Raw genomic sequence first — 19,281 nt, 5'->3', positions numbered from 1 at the left:
CAACATATCGATTTATCTGCAAAATTCTACGTAACTCAAACGAGAAATACCTCTGCACAACTTATGAATCACCGTACTTACTTTTGTTCAAGCTTAATATAATAAGAAACGCAATCGCTATTACAGCTAAAAAGCGAACTGGATTAAACGGTGTCCCTACCGTTTCATTAAACCGATGATAAATAAAAGGTATCATCTCAAGTACCATTAACCCCATCGCAATTTGAAACGTCTCAGCCATCGCTTTATTTTTTATAAACGCGGCGCGCTCATCACCCTGTTCCCCGATTGTTATAAACATTTTTACAATAGCAAATACTACCAATAAAAATACACATGCAGCAATAATAAAAATAGCAACATTCATAAAACACACCTCTTATATGTAAAATTTTTTCGACAAAAGTATAACATCTTTCACACAAAAAAGACGACCGAAAATTCTTCCAGTCGTCTTTTCCTATTTACTTCGGAACATTCCCTACATACTGCGTAATATCAACATTTAACGCCCCAGCTAAACGCATGCCGTACTCTTGATCTGCACGGAAGAAGTTACAAACAGCTAATAATTTCGTGCGCTCATTTACGTCTTTTAAGTCGTTTGTTAAGTTTGCAATTAAGTTGTCTTGTTCTTCTTTAGAGAATGAACGGTAACGCTCACCTGCTTGTTTAAAGTCATTTGGTTTCTCAATTTTTTCACGAGATACGTAGCCTTCTACTTTCATAGTTGAATCGCGGTAAGCCCGATCTTCAACCGGATTTTCTGTATGACGGCTCGGTTCGTAGTTTACTGTAGATGGGTTTTGATTTACTTGCATTGCACCATCACGTTGTTGGTTATGAACAGCTGCGTATGGGCAGTTTACAGGAATTTGTAAGTAGTTTGCACCAAGGCGATAACGCTGTGTATCTGGGTAAGAGAATAAACGCCCTTGTAATAATTTATCTTCAGATGGTTCGATGCCATTTACAGTTGCACTTGGAGAGAACGCCACTTGTTCTACTTCTGCGAAGAAGTTTTTCGGGTTACGATTTAACGTCATCGTCCCTACTTCAATTAATGGGAAACGATCTTCTGGCCATACTTTCGTTGGATCTAGTGGATCGAAGTCTAAAGAGTCCGTTTCATCTAGTTGCATTACTTGTACGTGTAAATCCCACTTTGGATAATTTCCTTTTTCGATTGAATCGAATAAATCACGAGTTGCATGGTTGAAGTCTTTTCCTTGTACTTGCTCGACTTCTTTTGCACTTAAGTTACGCACACCTTGCTGTGGCTTCCAATGATATTTAATGTAAACAATTTTACCTTCTGCATTAATCCATTTAAATGAATGTACGCCGAAACCTTCCATTTCACGGTAGTTTGCTGGTGTACCATAATCAGAAAATACCCATGTCATCATATGTGTAGATTCTGGAGTTAACGTCATGAAATCCCAGTAACGATCTGGCGTTTGAACATTTGTATCAGGTGCTGGCTTTAAAGAATGCACCATGTCAGGGAATTTAATTGCGTCACGAATGAAGAAAACTGGTAAATGGTTACCTACGATATCGTAGTTTCCTTCTTCTGTGTAGAATTTAACAGCGAAACCACGAGGGTCACGAGCTGTCTCTGGGGAGCCTTGACCATGAATAACCGTTGAGAAACGAACGAATACAGGTGTTTCAGTTCCTTCATTTTGTAAAAACGCTGCTTTCGTATATTGCTTCATGCTGTTTTTCGTCACGAATACACCGTGAGCACCTGCACCACGTGCATGCACAACACGCTCCGGAATACGTTCACGATCAAAGTGAGCAAGTTTTTCTACTAAATGATAGTCTTCTAACAATACCGGTCCACGGTGACCAGCTGTACGAGAATTTTGGTTATCTCCAACTGGAGCACCTTGGTTTGTTGTTAAGCGATTATTTGGATTCATCAGGGGGATCCTCCTCTTTCTTTCATAGTAATTATTATTTATTTAAAATTATTATAAACTAATTATTATTCAAAATTAAATCCTTGTCAACTATCCCCTTCATTTTTTTGGAAACAATTTCAGCTAAACAATCAATAAATACAGATTGTGAATTGGGCATATTCAGTCTAAAATATGCGGTATTTAATTCATCAGTTACAACTTTACATTCATAATCGTTGTCATATAAAACTTCTAAATCGAGCAATGTGTTTTAAACCTAAGTAACAAACAAATTCATACTCTGTAAACATTTTATTCATTGAATCTGTTAATTTATGCGCCTGCTCTTTCGTTATTTTCACAAGCGGTGAAATTCCACCAATTGCTTTATACCGTCCGATTAAATTTTGGAGCGCTTCTTCCGACGGCTTACGCCCGTGACGAATGTGAGTGTACATCATCTAATGACTCCGGCGTTCCATACGCCATCACAAGCAAACCTAGTTTCTTCTTCGTCATCTATATAACACCTCAATTTTGGAAATGAGAATCTTTTTCAAGAACATTTGTTTCCAAGTATAACAAGCAATAATAAATACGTCAAAATAATAATTCTAAATAAGTATTATTTCTAATATAATTTCGAATTTTATATGACAATTCATTTAATAAAAAAGCGACTTACATATATTTTGTAAGCCGCCCTTTCCCCTATTCTTTAATATTTACCCCATACTCTTTAAACCAAACATGAATTTGCGCTAAATGAGCTAAAAGTTGCGGCCCAGTCATTAATTGTCCAAACCACGGTTTTTGAAATGCACTGCCGCCAGACTGGATCAATCCGCTCAATTGCTCCTTATCGAACAATTCATGCAAAATTGAGCCTTTATCCGTTAATAAATCTTGGAGCCATACTGTTACTGCTTTCGTATAGTGCGGATTATGCGTTTTCGGATACGGACTTTTCTTTCTATATAATATATCATTTGGAAGTAATCCTTCTAACGCCTTACGCAATAGACCTTTTTCGCGGTTTTTATACATTTTCATTTCCCAAGGAATATTCCACGCATATTCGACAAGTCGGTGGTCCGCAAATGGAACGCGTACTTCTAAGCTTGCCCCCATACTCATACGGTCTTTTCTGTCTAATAATGTTGTCATAAACCATACCATGTTCAAGTAAAATAGTTGTCGTCTCTTCGCTTCAATTGGGCTTTCTCCCTCTAAAATAGGAACTTCTTGAATGGATTCTTCATAACGCTGCTGTACATATTGTTGTAAATTTAATTTATTTCTCCATTCTTTCTTTAGCAGTTGTTCACGTGCTTCTGTAGATCGCATCCACGGAAATGCACTTGATTGTAAATCATCTTCTCTATAAAACCACGGATAACCTCCGAATATTTCATCTGCACATTCTCCAGATAAACCGACGACAAAATCTTGTTTTATTTCACGGCAAAACCATAATAATGAAGAATCAATATCTGCCATACCAGGCAAATCGCGAACGAGTACCGCTTCTGTTAAATACTGTGCTAGTTGTTCATTTGAAATGACGCAGCGATGATGAATTGTTTGAAACGTCTCCGTCATTAAATGAATAAATGGAGCATCTGAATTGGGCTGAAACGCATTCGCTTTAAAGTATTTTTCGTTATCTTCATAGTCAACAGAATATGTGTGTAATTGCCCTTTTCCTGATCTTTCATACTCTTTTGCAGCTATTGCAGTGATGGCACTTGAATCTACACCGCCTGATAAAAAAGTGCATAGTGGTACGTCAGAAACTAATTGTCTCGTAATCGCATCTTGTAATAAAAAACGAGTTTTCTCTACTGTTTCTTCAAATGAATCTTCATGTTTTTTACTTTCTACATTCCAATATCTCCATATGCATAAACCGTCTTTTGAGAACGTCATTGCATGACCCGGACGCAGTTCTTGAATACCAGCATATATACCGTGACCAGGTGTTCTAGATGGTCCGAGGCCAAATATTTCTGACAACCCTTCTAACGTTACTTCCGCCTTCACATCTGGATGCGCTAGTATCGCTTTTAACTCTGAACCAAATAATAATCGTCCGCTATCATATTTATAAAAAAGCGGTTTTACACCTAATCGATCTCTGGCAATAAAGACTCTTTCATTTTTCTCATCCCATACTGCAAACGCATATATACCGTTTAAATGATCGACACATTCTTCTTTCCATTCAATATAAGATGCCAATAGTACTTCTGTATCGGAATGCCCTTTAAATGTATAACCTCTTCTTAATAACTCTTTGCGAATATCTTCTGTATTGTAGAGCTCTCCGTTATAGCAAATCGCATAACTCGTTTCGTCTTTTAAACAAGTCATGGGTTGTTTACCACCTTCAGGATCTACAACGATTAACCGTTTATGCCCAAATGCGACGTTCCCTTTAATCCAAACTTTATTATCATCTGGACCGCGTTTCGCTAGCGTTTCCGCCATCTTCGTCACGATGTCCCTTTCCCCTTCTAATGAGCGTTTATAATCCACCCATCCTGTAATCCCGCACATAAGAATCATCCTCCCTAATCTAATATCTGTTTCTGAACGTGCAGTAATCCCCACCCTATGAGTGCGGATACATAAAAACAACAAACTTGACGATAACTAACTATCCATATATGGAATAGCAGTTTCACAGTGTAAAGCGTGTTTTATTGTATGCCCATCTATCTTTAGGTGTGTCTAGTTATAAAGAACGTACGAACTGTCCATAACAAGAATAACTATTTCTATAAAAGGAGAAATGAACTATGATACAACGCAAACATATTTTGTATAACCAACCGCGCGCTCATACAGTCGGTAATGTAGAATATATAAACAAAGAATGGGTATTCTTTGATGATGAAAATGATGAGGCTTTTCTATTAGAAGATATTGCTGAAGATGGTTTTGAAATTTTATATAACAACAATTGGCTACCAGCTCGTTTTTATGAACAAGACATATTACAAATTGCAAATGAACAACATTCTCTCCAAAACGGGGAAATGATACGAATTCGAAAAAAATTACTTCTTAGCTATAATGAATGGCTTGAGGAATTACCTGACTCTGTCTTTACATTATTAACCGAATCATTGCAATCACTTCATTACTCTTTATATGATTGCATGTATTGTCATAATTATTTATCATTCTTGCCGAAAGATGAAGCAGGTGAAGGAGTAAATATTCTTTTATTCGATAACGACGAAATGATTTGTACATTGCAGCATCATTTTGTACGCCACTCTTCCTCTAATAAAAATACTTTGCGATTTACGAAAGTAAACGGAGAAGAGTTACATATCGATGCGACATAAAGTAAAAAACCACCTTATAATCTCCCAAACATGTGAGATTATAAGGTGGTTTTATTTTTATTTGAATACGTACCAGCCAAGCGGTAATTTTAGTCCTAAGTAAAATACCGCTACTAGTGCAACAATAAATAATCCCCAAAATGCCCCTGTTGCTTTGTTCTTGCTCATTTTCACAAGAACCATTTCCATTCCAGCGATTACTAATATACCAGCTAGCATTTTCATGCCGTACCACATGTGCATGCTACCTGTTGCCGTCTTCACAATACTCATGTACAACATGAAACCTGTCACAATAATGATGATATACATAAGGCGAAGCCCCATATGTACACCTTTACCTTTTCTTCCTGCTGAATAAAGTGAATACGCAACGAAGAATAAAATTAATCCTAACGCCCATGCTGTAATATGCATATGTACCATCGTATCCCTGCCTCCTCTTTTTCACACTTTTTCACTCTATATGATAACATGTTCATTTATTTTCAGGAAATGTTTCGCTTTTTTATATTTAAATGCTATAATATTTAGAGTATTTACAAACTTCTTGTAATAACAAAAGGGGGAACAATCATGATTCAAACTAAGGATATTATCGAACTTACAGACACATACGGGGCAAATAACTACCATCCACTTCCAATCGTTATTTCTAAAGCAGAAGGCGTTTGGGTAGAAGATCCTGAAGGAAACCGCTATATGGACTTATTAAGTGCATATTCTGCAGTAAACCAAGGTCATCGTCATCCAAAAATCATTAACGCTTTAATTGACCAAGCTAATCGAGTGACGTTAACTTCTCGTGCTTTCCATAGCGATCAATTAGGTCCTTGGTACGAAAAAGTTGCGAAACTAACAAATAAAAATATGGTACTTCCTATGAATACAGGCGCAGAGGCTGTTGAAACTGCAATTAAAACAGCTCGTCGCTGGGCTTACGATGTGAAAAAGGTAGAGGCAAACCGTGCAGAAATCATCGTTTGTGAAGATAACTTCCACGGACGTACAATGGGTGCTGTTTCTATGTCATCAAACGAAGAGTACAAGCGCGGCTTCGGTCCAATGCTTCCTGGCATTATTGTAATTCCTTACGGCGATTTAGAAGCGTTAAAAGCTGCGATTACACCAAATACAGCTGCATTCATTTTAGAGCCAATCCAAGGTGAAGCAGGAATTAACATTCCACCAGCTGGTTTCTTAACAGAAGCTTTTGAAGTATGTAAAAAAGAAAACGTTTTATTCGTAGCAGATGAAATCCAAACAGGCTTAGGCCGTACGGGTAAAGTATTTGCTTGCGACTGGGACAATGTAACTCCTGACATGTACATACTTGGTAAAGCACTTGGCGGCGGCGTATTCCCAATCTCTTGTGTTGCAGCAAACAGCGACATTTTAGGTGTATTCGAGCCAGGTTCTCACGGTTCTACATTCGGTGGTAACCCACTTGCATGCGCTGTTTCTATTGCAGCTCTTGAAGTATTAGAAGAAGAAAAATTAACAGAGCGTTCTCTTCAATTAGGAGAAAAACTAGTTGGGCAATTAAAAGAAATTGATAACCCAATGATTACTGACATTCGCGGTAAAGGTTTATTCATCGGTATCGAATTAAACGAACCAGCTCGTCCTTACTGTGAACAACTAAAAGCAGCTGGTCTATTATGTAAAGAAACACACGAAAACGTAATTCGTATTGCACCACCTCTAGTAATCTCTGAAGAAGATTTAGAGTGGGCGTTCCAAAAAATTAAAGCTGTACTATCTTAATTATAGTGAGGTTGTCCTAAATATAGGACAACCTCTTTCTTTTTTTAGTAGTTTATCGTAAAATAAAATTGAATATTCTGTTTTTGTTAAAAAGGGGGTAACTGTATGCTATTGAAATACGGTAAACACATTAACAATTTAGCTACAATTTTTATTTCTATGACATTCATCGGCTTCATATTATCTACAACTTTACTCAGTCATTATTCAACTCCTAATACATTCACACTACTCAAAACATCATTTTGGGCTGCTGTTTTCCTTACAATTATCGGTTTTGGCCGTGAGAGAAGCGCACTTGCAGTTATGCTAATTGGAATTTGTACTTTAGCATTAATCGGATTGTATATTTTCGCCATTATAGATTACTCCGTTAATCCACGCCCATAGAAAAGAGCTATCTTTTCACAAGATAGCTCTTTTTTCATTTCACAATATTTCTAAGCGTACCAATTCCCTCTACTGTAATAACAACTTCATCACCAGCATGTAAAAACTTCGGTGGTGTAAAACCTTTACCAACACCAGCTGGTGTCCCTGTTGCAATGATATCTCCTGGCTCTAATGTCATGCCTTTACTTATAGTTGAAATAATTTCTTCTACTGAAAAAATCATTTCTCTCGTATTTGAAGTTTGCCTTACTTCTCCATTTACCACTGTTTCAATGTGTAATGCATTCGGCGTTCTAACCATCGATTTATGAATTAAATACGGTCCCATCGGACAAAATGTATCGAAACTTTTCCCTAGGAAAAATTGTTTATGTTTCCTTTGAATATCCCGAGCAGTTACATCATTTATAACTGTATATCCAAAAACATGATCAAGAGCTTTTTCTATTTTTATTTGTTTCCCTCGCTTACCGATAACGATTGCTAGTTCACCTTCGTAATCAAGTTCATTCGTCGCGTGAGGGTGACCATTAATTTGCTCATCAATTCCGATAACTGTTGTTGGCGCCTTTGTAAAAATCATTATATTTTCAGGGATAGACTCTACTCCGCCCATTTCTACCGCATGCTCACGATAGTTCTTTCCAACACAAAGAATATTTTTTCTCGGCCTTGGAATCGGTGCTAATATTTTCACCTCTGCTAACGGATAATACGCCGATCCCGCATTTTCCTTCGCCCAATTTACAATGTCGCACACTTTCTCAAGACATTCGCTTCCTCTTTCAATACACTCTAACATGGTAATAGGGATAGTAACCTTTTCCCCTTTTTGTCTTTGCGCTTCTCTTAAATGCAATACTTTTTCTTCCTCTTCATCCACAATACCTACAAATACTTTTTCTTCTTTCTTCGCCGTTACAAAACGCAACATTCCCACTCTCCATCCTAAAACTCATACCCTATAATTGTATTCGCATCCTTAAGAAAAAAACCTTCTTATACACGCTAATTTTTACAATATTCAACCATTCTTACATTTGTTCCTCATCCGTTATTTGACATAAAATGTAGAAATTATACTTTTTTTAGCGAAGATGTTTCTTTTTTATGGGATTTTTGTATAATATGTACTACATATATACATAAAATTTATTGAGAGATGGAGCCGATTTCAATGTTTGAGCAAGCTATCGAAAAAAAACGCGAAAAAATGATCTATTTTGCTGAACGCTACGGAATGACTTCTCAAAAAACAGTAGATTGTAGCCAGGAATTGGACAGGCTCTTAAATGTTGTTTGGCCTATACATACAGATTGCACACATACTCAAATGTTCGAAACACATACGCAATAACGTATGTGTTTCTTTTATTTCGAAAAAATACACATTTTATTGAAAACGCCCATACAATAGTAGAAAAGAAAATTTTAAAAACGAAAGGTGTTTTGTATGCCAGCTATGGTCGGACATATTCGTATCGTTAACATTGGATCAAGTGGTATTTTTCATATTGGAGATGTATTTGCGATTAGGCCTATTAGTTATTCACGCGCTTTTGCCGGAGCCGGTTCATTTAATGTTGGGGATAACGTCTCTGTCTACAATTATCAAAGCTCAACGACCGTCAATGATTCAGATGTAATTGATCAAGCAATAATTGGTTCGAACTAAAGGGGGCGATTGCATTGAATTTTTATGTGAACCAAAGTATCATCATTAACAGCATTAAAATCGATAGCATTACGACCTCTTCCGTTTTTCAAATTGGAACTGCAGGTAGTATTAAAGCTCTTTCTAAATTCTCAAATTCCGGCGGATTTACAGAACCTCTTCGTCCATTACAGGCGAAAGGACAAATTATTTCCATCAAACCATCAACTAGTTCTTCTTAAGGTATCCTTGTCATAAATATATAGCAGGAATATATTTCCCCTCCCTATTGAAAAGGAGGTTTCACAAATGAATCAAGATATATATACTTACCTACACCAACTTCAACAAGCTCTCCAAATACAGCAGCAAACTATTCTAAACCTTGAAGAGCAAGTTCGCCTACTACAAGAAGAGCTTAATGAGTTAAAAAGTCGTCCCTCCTCTTCTATAGGAAAAGTGGAATATAAATTCGATCAATTAAAAGTAGAAAATTTAAACGGCACTTTAAATATTGGCTTGAATCCATTTTCATCAAAGGGGCAACAAATTGAAGATTTTCAAGTGGATACAGAAACATTAAAAGTAAATCCTGAAACAGAAACAAATCCAGATTTTTATCAAGGTATCCTTCAAGAAATGCATCGCTATTTAGATGAAGAAGCATATAGTCGAATTCTCCATTTTGAACAAGAAGAGAGAACGCCGCTTGATGAGATGTATCGACAAATGATGGTGGATGACATAAAAAAACAGATGGAACATAGACTTCCATATTATTTATCACAAGTTCAATCGTATGAGGGTATTTCCTCAGATCCCGATTATTTACGAGACGTCATTATTCAAGCAATGAAACAAGATATTGACAAAGCCTTTCTTTCCTTTATTCAACACATACCAGGTAATTTCCGAAAGGAGTAAGTATGTATGAATTTAAATGTTGTGAACCGCGAGTTAAAAGTAGGGCAGATTAAAATGAACGGGGTTTCTTCTTCCGCATTATTTTTAATTGGAGATGCTAACCTTCTCATCCTTTCTTCTATTCTTGATACGCCATTCGAATCCGTTACAGAGGGACCATTTGTACCATTAGTAACAGATGTCCCTCCGACTCCAGGTTGAGGAGAGGAAAAATTATGCTCCGTCATACTTCAGTTGTACAAAATGTTTCTATCATTTCTATGGGGGTTGCAGCTGTCTTCCAGGCCGGGGATGCTAATCAAATAGAATTAAAAAATAGAGCGCTTATCGTTCATCGAGAAATCCCTTGTTATATAAAAGGTGAAGGTCGTTTTGATGCGTTTGAAATCTTTACAGATGAACACATTACAATTCCAAAGCGAACAACAGATGTAAAACTAAATATTGTAAATGAGTGCCCTTTTATTGAAGTAAATGATGTTCACTTGCGAACGCTTTTAAATTCCGCGTGCTTCCAAATCGGCAATGTTGACTATGTTTTTAATAATTCTCGCACGCTACAAATCCGCCAATTTATTACTGATGAACCTTCCTCTAAATAATTCATATAGTAATTAAAAAGCTTAGTAAAGTAGGTGGATGGTATGCCTTCGGTTGTAGGAAATCTTGTCGTTCAAAACAGTAACGGCTCTTTCAACTTAGGAGATTTTTATAACGTGTCTCCGAAAGAAAATACGAAAGCTTATAACGGATCTGGGGCTTCCAATGTCGGATTTGTCGTCAACACCTTTAGCGGTGTTAGCGCAACGAATACATTTGATTCTGATGTAGCAGACCAAGATCAAATTGGAACAGCGTAAAAAAGAAACAGCCCTAGCTCTATTTTGTGTAGAGCTAGGGCTGTTTCTTTTAATTTTAACATCTTACATATTTACGTTTGAATCCGAGTCTTCCTCTATCAAGTTCTTTATGAATACTTTCGTAAGCATTTAGAAAACTGCTTTTTTTGTTGTCCCGTTTTAGCTCCACTATGCCTACTTCCTTTGCAGTTTCAACTGCCTTTTCATGTAGCGGCACATATGAAATCCCCACAGTGTTTAGAAAATTATTCATAGCGGATTTCGTTCGTTCTGGCGCATCGTGAATTGTATTTTTCACAACTTCTAGCATACTGGTAATCTTACTTCCGGAAAATTCATTGTCTTTTCGATTCCCTAAAAGCCAGCAGTAGCAACTCCAGCCCGCGGACATTCTTAGTTCGTCACCACTTGCAATCCATTTATCAGCAACGTCTTGTGCAAAATCTGATTCCGATAAAGTTACTGCCACCACATAATCGGACAGCATATAAAAGTACGCCCCATCCATCCAACGATCAAAATCCGATTCGTTCATAGTTTTTGGATCTGCAATAATGCCTGCAAAGTACATCGCATCATAGTTACCTGTAGCATAAAGCTCTTCAGCTAAACTTTGATTGATTTTTATTTTCTTCGCGATTGGTTTCATAGCACCTGTAGCTACTCCAAAAAGTGGCTCCTTTGCACCATTGGATATGTATATTTTTTTAGTTCGTTCCTTGCCGAGAGTTTCAAGCTCTTGCATTACTGTTTCAAAATCCATAGTTTTGCACTTCCTTTCTTAATATTATAATCAATTCGATTATATAAACTAATCATTAGTTAAGATGCTACTCCTCACTAATGATTAGTTTTTCTTTATTGAAATGATAATCCCTTATCTTCTAAATCCGCTCTTAATTTAGGTAAAGATGCTGGCCCTATACCGTGCAGTTTCAAAATTTCTTTTTCACTATACTTTGAAAGTTCTTCTAGAGTATGAATTCCATGGTGCTCTAACGCTCGCCTTGCTGGTGCTGAAAGAAGAGAAAGAAAGCCTTCTTTTGGCTTTCTCTCTTTCTCACAGGTTGGGCAAGTTGGACAATCGCTACTTTGTAGTACTCGTGTCCTTGATCACAAGTTCTTAACGTCGCCATAATCCATAACCCCTTTCTAAGCTCTATTCGTCAATATTTACAACATGATTTCCATCAAAGAAATATAAACATTTCTCTTTCACAGGATGTTTTAAGCTTTTCTCAAGTGCTTTTGCATATAGTGAAAGCTGTACTTTGTATCGGTCTTCTAAAATTGGTTTCGCTTGATCAAATCCGCCTGGGAACTTTCCTTCAATCGTATCTGTTTTAAAGTCGATTAAAGTAATTCCGTCTTCCTCTTCGATCATGCAGTCGATAACCCCTTGGACAAGTATTGTTTCGCCTTTCTTCCCTTGCCAATCTTGATACGCTTCTTCTGCTGAAAGCATCATCGTAAATGGTACTTCGCGCTCAACACTTTTTGCTGCTAATACCCTTTTACCTAAGTCACTGTCAAAGAATGAAATTACCTTTTCAATCGCTATTTCTTCAGCTTGTTCAAATGTTAATAGTTCTTTATTTACCATTCTTGCAATTTGTTCTTGAAGAACTTCAATCGTAATTGGTTTCTTCAAATCTACATGCTGCATAACGGCATGGACTGCTGTCCCTCGCTCTGCGTATGTTAGCCCTTTTTTCTCCATAAAGCGCGGACGTGTTTTAATTGGTGCACGAAGTTTTTTAATAAAGGCGTTATCGCTACCTTCTTCAGATTGATAATTTCTCTTTATTTCTGTAACAGACTGTTTCGCACGGTGAGATGTCGCGTCCGCATACCCGTATTCCCACATCAATCTGTCGTACACTTCTTCTTTCCGTTCACTTTCTAACGGAACAGCTTTTTTATCGCGAAGCGCTTCTAATAACTCTTGTTTCTCTTCTTGAACTGGTTCTGGTGCAAGTAAATCTTTTCCTTCAACAACTTCTACTTTCCAGCTAGCACTATATTCATAAATTTCACCTGGAATATTCCCTTGTCCTAATTCAAGAAGCCTTTCACTATCACGATGTCTATATAATGAAGGTGCAATCCAGTCTAAATAACAAGACGCTCCGGCACGTATATGGTCTGGTAATAACCATTCACTATGCTCCCTTGCATCGAGCCATTTTTCCATTTCTTTATTGGCATCTTTAACCGTTCCAATTAAAATTAACTTCTCTTTCGCACGCGTTAACGCTACGTATAACACGCGCATTTCTTCCGCGATTAATTCCATTTTCATTTTACGCTTAATTGCTAGTTGCGATAATGTCGTATATTTAATTCGTTTACGAGGATCGATAAATTGTGAACCGAAACCGAAGTCTTTATGCAGTAAGAAACGTTTCATTAAATCTTGTGTATTAAAACGACGACCTAGTCCCGCTACAAATACGACTGGGAACTCTAGCCCTTTACTTTTATGAATCGTCATAATACGAACGACATCTTCTTGTTCACCTAAAGCTCTCGCCGTTCCCATATCATCACCGCGTTCTAAAATACGCTCAATAAAGCGTAAGAAGCGGAATAATCCTCTAAACGATGTTGCTTCATATTGTCTTGCACGGTCATAAAGTACACGCAGGTTTGCTTGCCTTTGCTTTCCGGCTGGTAAACCGCCGACAAAGTCGTAATAGCCTGTCTCACCGTACACTTTCCAAATTAAATCAGAAAGAGATTGTTGACGCGCAAATTCACGCCACCCTTGCAGTAAGTTATAAAACCACTCTAATTTATCATGCAATTCTTGTTCTTCTTCAAGCGGCGCTCCCTTTAAGAATGAGCTCATCACTTCATAAAACGAGCCTTTCTTTCCATGAGCACGAAGCGTCGCAAGTTCTTCGTCATTTAGTCCAACGATCGGTGAACGAAGTACAGCTGCAAGCGGAATATCTTGCATCGGGTTATCAATGACGCGGAATACGTTCATCATGATATTTACTTCTGTCGCTTCAAAGTAACCAGTTGCAAGGTCAGCATATACCGGAATTCCTTGTAGTTTTAACTCTTCCATAATTTGCGGCGCCCATGGCATGGAGCGAAGTAAAATAACGAAATCACGATATTGCACTGGGCGCATACTATCAGTTTTACGATCATACACTGCATAGCCTGAATCGACCATTGCTTTAATACGCTGCGCCATAAGACGAGCTTCAAGCTGCGCTTTTTCTACTTCGGCACCTTCTTCACCGTCTTGCACTTCTTCCTCAGTTTGCTGAATACATAATAGCTCTGCCGCTACATCTTCACCTTCTGGATAGCTAGCACCTAGCTTTAATTCAGCGTCAGCATCATAATCGATTTCGCCGACTTCTTCGCCCATAATTTGTTTGAAAATAAAGTTCGTACCTGCTAGCACTTCATGACGGCTACGGAAGTTTTTCGCTAAGTCAATCTTCATTCCGCCGCCCGATCCTTCTTGTGTGAAACGTTTATATTTTCCTAAGAATAAACCAGGCTCTGCTAGTCGGAAACGATAGATTGACTGTTTTACGTCACCAACCATGAACAAGTTTCCTTCACTCTCAGAATCTTTCGTTACGAATTTAATAATTGATTCCTGTACGAAGTTCGTATCTTGATATTCATCAACTAGTACTTCAGCAAATTTATTACGATATTGAAGTGCTACTGCTGACGGCTTCATTTCACCGTCTTCACTTTGCTCGCTTAAAATTTGCAAACAGAAATGCTCTAAATCTGTGAAATCGACCATTCCTTTATCTCGCTTAATCGCTTGGAAACGCTCTGTAAATACTTTTACAAGCTTCACGAGTTTTTCTAATACAGGATGCATATCTTGAAAATCTCGTAAGAAACTTTCGGGTCTGCGGCTAAATAGCTCTTCTTGTAATTTCTTCACTTCATCTTTCGCTTTATTACGAAGAGAATCTACTTGTTTTACAACATCTTCGTTGTAATCACTTTTTTTAATACGCTTTAACGTTTGCCACGATACATTTTGCATCGCTTCATAAACGCTTGTCCACGATCCACGCGCTGCTGAGGATAACGTTCCAAGTAAAGCTAAATCCGCTTGTAAAGTTTCAACGCGAGGCGCTGGACCATCAGGAAGCATTGCGAGTTCAGTCGCCTTACGAATATGCTTTTCCGCTGTTTCAAGCTGAAACTTCACATCTTCTAATAAGTAAGAAGCGTACACTAAATCTTCAATCGTCTTTCCTTCAACGTCGTATGCTTCTACTAATTTATCAAGCCACTTCTCCGGGTTTGGATGCGCTCTTGATTCTGTATGAAGCGCTAAAATCATTCGTTGTAAGTCATCGTCACTACGGTCACTCGTATAACGATCAACTAGTTCAAAGAAAATACTATTATCTTCGATTCCATATTCTTCTTCTAATATGTCATCTAGCACTTCTTCTTTTAATAACTCATTTTCTGTTTGGTTCGCAATACGAAAACGAGGATCGACATCAAGCATGTAATAATATCCTCTAATAACTTGTAAACAAAATGAATGAATTGTAGAAATGGAAGCTTTATTTAATAAGCTAAGCTGCTTTCTTATATGCTGTGAACCTGGCCCATCAATTAATACTTTTTCTAACGCTTCCCCAATTCGATTTTTCATTTCTTGCGCTGCTGCATTCGTAAATGTTACAACGAGCAGGCGGTCGACATCGACTGGATTTTCCTCACTTATAATCTTTTTAATAATACGTTCAACTAATACCGCTGTTTTCCCTGATCCAGCTGCCGCTGCGACTAAAATATCACGTCCGTTCGCTACAACCGCTTTCCACTGGTCATCTGTCCATTGACTACCTTCTGGTTTCTGAGGCCAATTTTCTATCATTCTCCGCCAACCTCCTCTCTAATTTTCTCCATCGCTTCGCTATCTTTCATATCTTTTAACGTACGGAATTGGTTATCTTCAAGTGATTCATCAAATTGACAAACAGATTTGAAGTTACAGAACGTACATGCTGCTTTATTCCCCTTTTTGTAAGGAGCAATATCGATAACACCTTCTGTAATGTCTTTTCCGATATTTTCAAACGAGTGGTGTACATATTTTTGAAGTACGTTAAACTCTTGTTCACTTGCAATGCTAGAACGCGCACTAAAACTACCATCTTTTTTCAGACCAGCAGAAATAATATCAGAGCTTCCTGTTGAAAGTTTATTATCCATTAAACGCACAACGTCAGCATCTCCTAGTACGAGACCTTTCATTTTAAATTTCTTTAAAATTTCTTTCTCAATTTCTTCTTCAGATGCATCGCCTTTCATCTCAACAATCGGGTTATGAATATGGAAATACAATACACCCGCCGGTGATGCAGTACTGCCCTTTTTCATCCACGTATGTGCATTTGAAGTAACAACATCTAAATACGTTAACATTTGAAGTGCGAGTCCGTAATACACTTCTGTTAAATCTAACGCTTTCGAACTTGATTTATAATCAATAATACGAAGGAACGTACCACTCTCATCTTCCGCCTTATCAACACGGTCAATACGGCCAACCACTTCCATCTTCACACCATTTGGCAACGCAAATTCCATTGGCGGAAGAGATCCAGTCCCGCCCATACCAAACGGTACTTCTAAATCAACTGGTACAAATCCACTCGACTTCGCATGTTCACGAAGAATAAGTGACGTACGGAAAATGATTTGTTGTAGTTTTTGCTTTAAATAGAAATGACGGTTCGAACTTAATAAAATTTGTCTTTGTAATAACGGTGCAATTTCTTCTATTACTAAAGCAGAAAGGTGTTCACACTCTTTTATTGATAAATCCGCCCAAGTCCGATTTTCACGTAATAACTTGTCTGCAATTCTCTTCAGCGCTGCATGGAATAACTCACCGATATCTGGCGCATCAAGTTTGAAAATATCACGCTCTCTTAGCGATAAACCGTGCTGAGCAAAATGAGCGTACGCACAGCGATTAAATAGCTCCATACGAGAAACGCTTCCCTTAATTGTATCTCCATATAAATCCCTACTTACATCTGTACTTAGTTTCTGTGCACGATTTCGGTAGAATAAACTTGATAACACACGGCTACTTTTTTGCTTCCATTCATCTGAAGTAACGTAGAAGTTATATACGTCCCACCAAAAGTCTAAATTCCCTTCAAATCCGTATCGCTTCCACGTTTGCAGTTGCTGCATGACATAAGACAACGTTACTTCTGGCGTTGCTACATATGAGATTTGTTCCGAACGCGATAAGTCATTTACATCATTCGTAATAAACGATTCTTTCACATCAGGGAACATTCTTTTTATTTTTTTAATAAAACTAGAAGCAAGTAACGTCTTTCCTTCTTCATCCGCAAGCGGACAGGAAATGTATAACTTCTCAGATGCTCTCGTCACCATTTGATACATAACGAACTGTTCTTCTAATAAAGTTTGTCTCGTCGTTGGTGCTAATTCGATACCTGCAGCGGTGAGAACATTTCTTTCCTCATCAGAAAGCATACCTTCATCCATAGGCGCTGCTGGAATCACTCCTTCATTTACTCCAATAATGAACGTCGCTTTAATATCTGATAATCTAGAATGATCAATATTAGCAACTAACACTTGATCTAGTGACGGCGGAATGTTCGCAAATTGAAGTGCCTCAAGACCTGTCGACATAACCTCCGTAAACATTGAAAGGGACATCTTCTCTTCGCCAAGCATCTCAACGAACGTATCAAGAAGATTCATCACTTCTTCCCATACTTGCTCATGGTCTGTCGCAAATAAGAAATCTCCATTTTCTTCTGCACGAACACGTAATTCTTCTAGTTTTTTCGGAACGTCAAGCTCCTCTAAAAATAAATATACCGCTTCGCACATTTGCATAACTGTTCCAGCACGCTTCAGTCTTTTTTGCATACGAATAACTGGCGTTCTTACAACGTCGCGAAGTCGATTTATTTTCTCTTCCATTTCACGCTCACTGTCTGTTATCATTTCGCTCGCATCATCAAGAGAACGATAACGACGATACATCCACGGATCTTCAGAAGTCCATCTCTTCCCTTGTACACCGTACGCTAAACAGTAGTTTTCAAACTCATCCATCTCTTCGCGCATCGCTTCTTTTCTTACATCTAATGGATATAAAAGCTCTGTTTTCACGCAGCGAAATACTGCATCATAACGCCAATTCCCGCTAATAATCTCGAGTGCAGAACGAATACATTCTACTAGCGGATGATGTGACATTGGGCGTTTTTCATCGATGAAATGCGGGATATTATAATCCGTAAATAACGTTCGCATTACGTCGTAATAACTTTCTCCGTTACGAAGAAGGACTGCGATATCTCGGTAACGATAGTCTTCATCCGCCACAAGTCTTCTAATTTCACGAGCTACACCTTCTACTTCAGCTCGTAAATTAGCTGCAGTACTAATTGTCACACTCGCTTCACCATGATACTTTTCATTCGGACGCGCTTCATAATGCGTTTCTAAATGAGCTAATGCTGGAGAATGAAAACGCGGTTGTTCCATAAGTGGAATTGTTTTTTCAATTTCTATTTTCTCTTCACGCGCTACTTGTTTTATTTTTTCATACGTTAACGTCGTTTCATAAAATAAATCTAGTTCATTCACTGGCTGCGCTAACGTTTTTTCATCTATCGTTAATGTTATTGTTACTCTTGTTCCTAATCTCATTAGCCCTCTAACGATTTCTAGCTCTTGAGGAGAAAATGAATGGAATCCATCTATATAAATTTCCGCGCCTTTTACATACTCAGAGTCTGAAAGCTTCTCAATTAATAATTGTAAGTAGTCTTCTGAATCTAAATACTTTCCGATTAAAGCACGTTCAAAATCATCATATAGTAACTGTAAATCATACACTTTATTCGCTAGTAGCTTTTGCTCTGCACTACTGCTATGTGTGTCTAATTGTTGCCACATTTCATATACGTTAGACGGCGTCACATTGTAACGTTTAAACTCAGCAATCATACTACCAAGATGTTCAAAGAAACCGTTTTGCTCCGCTGCTTTTTGAAACACAGATAGTCCATCTTTACGAGATTCTACAATTTTACGAAGCAACATATGTACACCAGCTTCATCAATATGAAGACGACTCGCTCCGCCAACTTCTTGCAGCACCTTCCACGCTAATCGCGAAAAACTAAAAACTTGTGCCCGAATAGAACCTCTTACATCTTCACTCCCAATTAACGCCTGCTGCGTTTGGAATGTCATCTGTTCTGGCACAAGATATAATATTGTTTTCCCTCTTGGGCGCTGTTTTAACTCTTCTTGCACTTCGTGTAAACAAAGTGTACTTTTTCCACTTCCAGCTCTACCAATCACAAATCGAAGTGACATGTAACCCCACCTTTCAC

General features: G+C 37.9%; 18 protein-coding genes and 2 pseudogenes. 10 read left to right on the top strand and 10 right to left on the bottom strand.

What is annotated here, in order from left to right; translation table 11 throughout:
• Positions 1 to 61: 61 nt before the first annotated feature.
• The 4 genes and pseudogenes from I6L50_RS11845 to asnB all read right to left on the bottom strand — a co-directional run bounded on the left by I6L50_RS11845 (position 62) and on the right by asnB (position 4,472).
• Positions 62 to 367 (bottom strand): hypothetical protein, encoded by a 306-nt coding sequence (locus I6L50_RS11845; RefSeq protein WP_219301631.1) that lies wholly within the window; start codon positions 365 to 367, stop codon positions 62 to 64.
• 97 nt (positions 368 to 464) lie between these two features.
• Positions 465 to 1,931: a catalase KatB gene (gene katB, locus I6L50_RS11840; protein WP_219301629.1), complete on the bottom strand. Its 1,467-nt coding sequence runs from the start codon at positions 1,929 to 1,931 to the stop codon at positions 465 to 467.
• A gap of 58 nt (positions 1,932 to 1,989) precedes the next feature.
• Positions 1,990 to 2,432: pseudogene (locus I6L50_RS11835) on the bottom strand (ferrochelatase).
• 192 nt (positions 2,433 to 2,624) lie between these two features.
• A complete protein-coding gene (gene asnB / locus I6L50_RS11830) occupies positions 2,625 to 4,472 on the bottom strand; it encodes an asparagine synthase (glutamine-hydrolyzing) (protein WP_219301627.1) in 1,848 nt (615 codons plus the stop codon).
• A 242-nt stretch (positions 4,473 to 4,714) separates the two neighbouring features.
• Here asnB and I6L50_RS11825 point away from each other — a divergent pair, with 242 nt between their 5' ends.
• Positions 4,715 to 5,269, top strand: coding sequence for a DUF2777 domain-containing protein (locus I6L50_RS11825; RefSeq protein ID WP_219301625.1), 555 nt, complete (start codon positions 4,715 to 4,717; stop codon positions 5,267 to 5,269).
• 57 nt (positions 5,270 to 5,326) lie between these two features.
• Here the strand turns inward: I6L50_RS11825 and I6L50_RS11820 are convergent, their stop codons facing one another.
• Positions 5,327 to 5,695, bottom strand: coding sequence for a YisL family protein (locus tag I6L50_RS11820; protein WP_002134930.1), 369 nt, complete (start codon positions 5,693 to 5,695; stop codon positions 5,327 to 5,329).
• A gap of 150 nt (positions 5,696 to 5,845) precedes the next feature.
• Here I6L50_RS11820 and rocD point away from each other — a divergent pair, with 150 nt between their 5' ends.
• Both rocD and I6L50_RS11810 read left to right on the top strand, forming a co-directional pair.
• Positions 5,846 to 7,036: an ornithine aminotransferase gene (gene rocD, locus I6L50_RS11815; RefSeq protein WP_219301624.1), complete on the top strand. Its 1,191-nt coding sequence runs from the start codon at positions 5,846 to 5,848 to the stop codon at positions 7,034 to 7,036.
• Positions 7,037 to 7,141: 105 nt separating this feature from the next.
• Entirely contained in the window at positions 7,142 to 7,426 is a 285-nt protein-coding gene (locus I6L50_RS11810) for a hypothetical protein (protein WP_000925332.1), read from the top strand.
• Between the two features lie 34 nt (positions 7,427 to 7,460).
• On the opposite strand, the gene I6L50_RS11805 is transcribed toward I6L50_RS11810, so the two are convergent.
• Entirely contained in the window at positions 7,461 to 8,363 is a 903-nt protein-coding gene (locus I6L50_RS11805) for a fumarylacetoacetate hydrolase family protein (RefSeq protein WP_219301622.1), read from the bottom strand.
• Between the two features lie 243 nt (positions 8,364 to 8,606).
• On the opposite strand from I6L50_RS11805, the gene I6L50_RS11800 reads away from it, so the two are divergent.
• From I6L50_RS11800 to gerPF, 7 genes are all read left to right on the top strand, one after another.
• Positions 8,607 to 8,786 (top strand): aspartyl-phosphate phosphatase Spo0E family protein, encoded by a 180-nt coding sequence (locus tag I6L50_RS11800; protein ID WP_002087032.1) that lies wholly within the window; start codon positions 8,607 to 8,609, stop codon positions 8,784 to 8,786.
• Positions 8,787 to 8,882: 96 nt separating this feature from the next.
• Entirely contained in the window at positions 8,883 to 9,104 is a 222-nt protein-coding gene (gene gerPA / locus I6L50_RS11795) for a spore germination protein GerPA (RefSeq protein WP_001111190.1), read from the top strand.
• Between the two features lie 14 nt (positions 9,105 to 9,118).
• Positions 9,119 to 9,325, top strand: a complete 207-nt coding sequence (gene gerPB / locus I6L50_RS11790; protein ID WP_001012506.1) for a spore germination protein GerPB — start codon at positions 9,119 to 9,121, stop codon at positions 9,323 to 9,325.
• Positions 9,326 to 9,392: 67 nt separating this feature from the next.
• Positions 9,393 to 10,007 (top strand): spore germination protein GerPC, encoded by a 615-nt coding sequence (gene gerPC, locus I6L50_RS11785; protein ID WP_002064204.1) that lies wholly within the window; start codon positions 9,393 to 9,395, stop codon positions 10,005 to 10,007.
• Positions 10,008 to 10,013: 6 nt separating this feature from the next.
• Positions 10,014 to 10,208 carry a spore germination protein GerPD gene (gene gerPD / locus I6L50_RS11780; protein WP_001052805.1) on the top strand — a complete coding sequence of 65 codons (195 nt, stop codon included), beginning with the start codon at positions 10,014 to 10,016 and terminating at the stop codon, positions 10,206 to 10,208.
• Between the two features lie 14 nt (positions 10,209 to 10,222).
• Positions 10,223 to 10,609: a spore germination protein GerPE gene (locus tag I6L50_RS11775; RefSeq protein WP_219301620.1), complete on the top strand. Its 387-nt coding sequence runs from the start codon at positions 10,223 to 10,225 to the stop codon at positions 10,607 to 10,609.
• A 42-nt stretch (positions 10,610 to 10,651) separates the two neighbouring features.
• Entirely contained in the window at positions 10,652 to 10,867 is a 216-nt protein-coding gene (gene gerPF, locus I6L50_RS11770) for a spore germination protein GerPF (RefSeq protein WP_001141570.1), read from the top strand.
• 55 nt (positions 10,868 to 10,922) lie between these two features.
• Here gerPF and I6L50_RS11765 read toward each other — a convergent pair whose 3' ends face one another.
• The 4 genes and pseudogenes from I6L50_RS11765 to addB all read right to left on the bottom strand — a co-directional run bounded on the left by I6L50_RS11765 (position 10,923) and on the right by addB (position 19,264).
• Entirely contained in the window at positions 10,923 to 11,630 is a 708-nt protein-coding gene (locus I6L50_RS11765; RefSeq protein ID WP_219301619.1) for a DNA alkylation repair protein, read from the bottom strand.
• Positions 11,631 to 11,725: 95 nt separating this feature from the next.
• Positions 11,726 to 12,003: pseudogene (locus tag I6L50_RS11760) on the bottom strand (RNA polymerase alpha subunit C-terminal domain-containing protein).
• 23 nt (positions 12,004 to 12,026) lie between these two features.
• A complete protein-coding gene (gene addA, locus I6L50_RS11755) occupies positions 12,027 to 15,752 on the bottom strand; it encodes a helicase-exonuclease AddAB subunit AddA (protein ID WP_219301617.1) in 3,726 nt (1,241 codons plus the stop codon).
• Positions 15,749 to 19,264, bottom strand: a complete 3,516-nt coding sequence (addB, locus tag I6L50_RS11750) for a helicase-exonuclease AddAB subunit AddB (protein WP_016093092.1) — start codon at positions 19,262 to 19,264, stop codon at positions 15,749 to 15,751. The genes addA and addB overlap by 4 nt, the downstream gene beginning before the upstream one ends.
• Between the last annotated feature and the right edge of the window lie 17 nt (positions 19,265 to 19,281).

The sequence above is a fragment of the Bacillus sp. FDAARGOS_1420 genome (genome assembly GCF_019344915.1).
Classification (GTDB): Bacteria; Bacillota; Bacilli; order Bacillales; family Bacillaceae_G; genus Bacillus_A; species Bacillus_A mycoides.
Note: the sequence above shows the minus strand (reverse complement) of the source record. Positions and strands in the feature narration are given on the sequence as shown.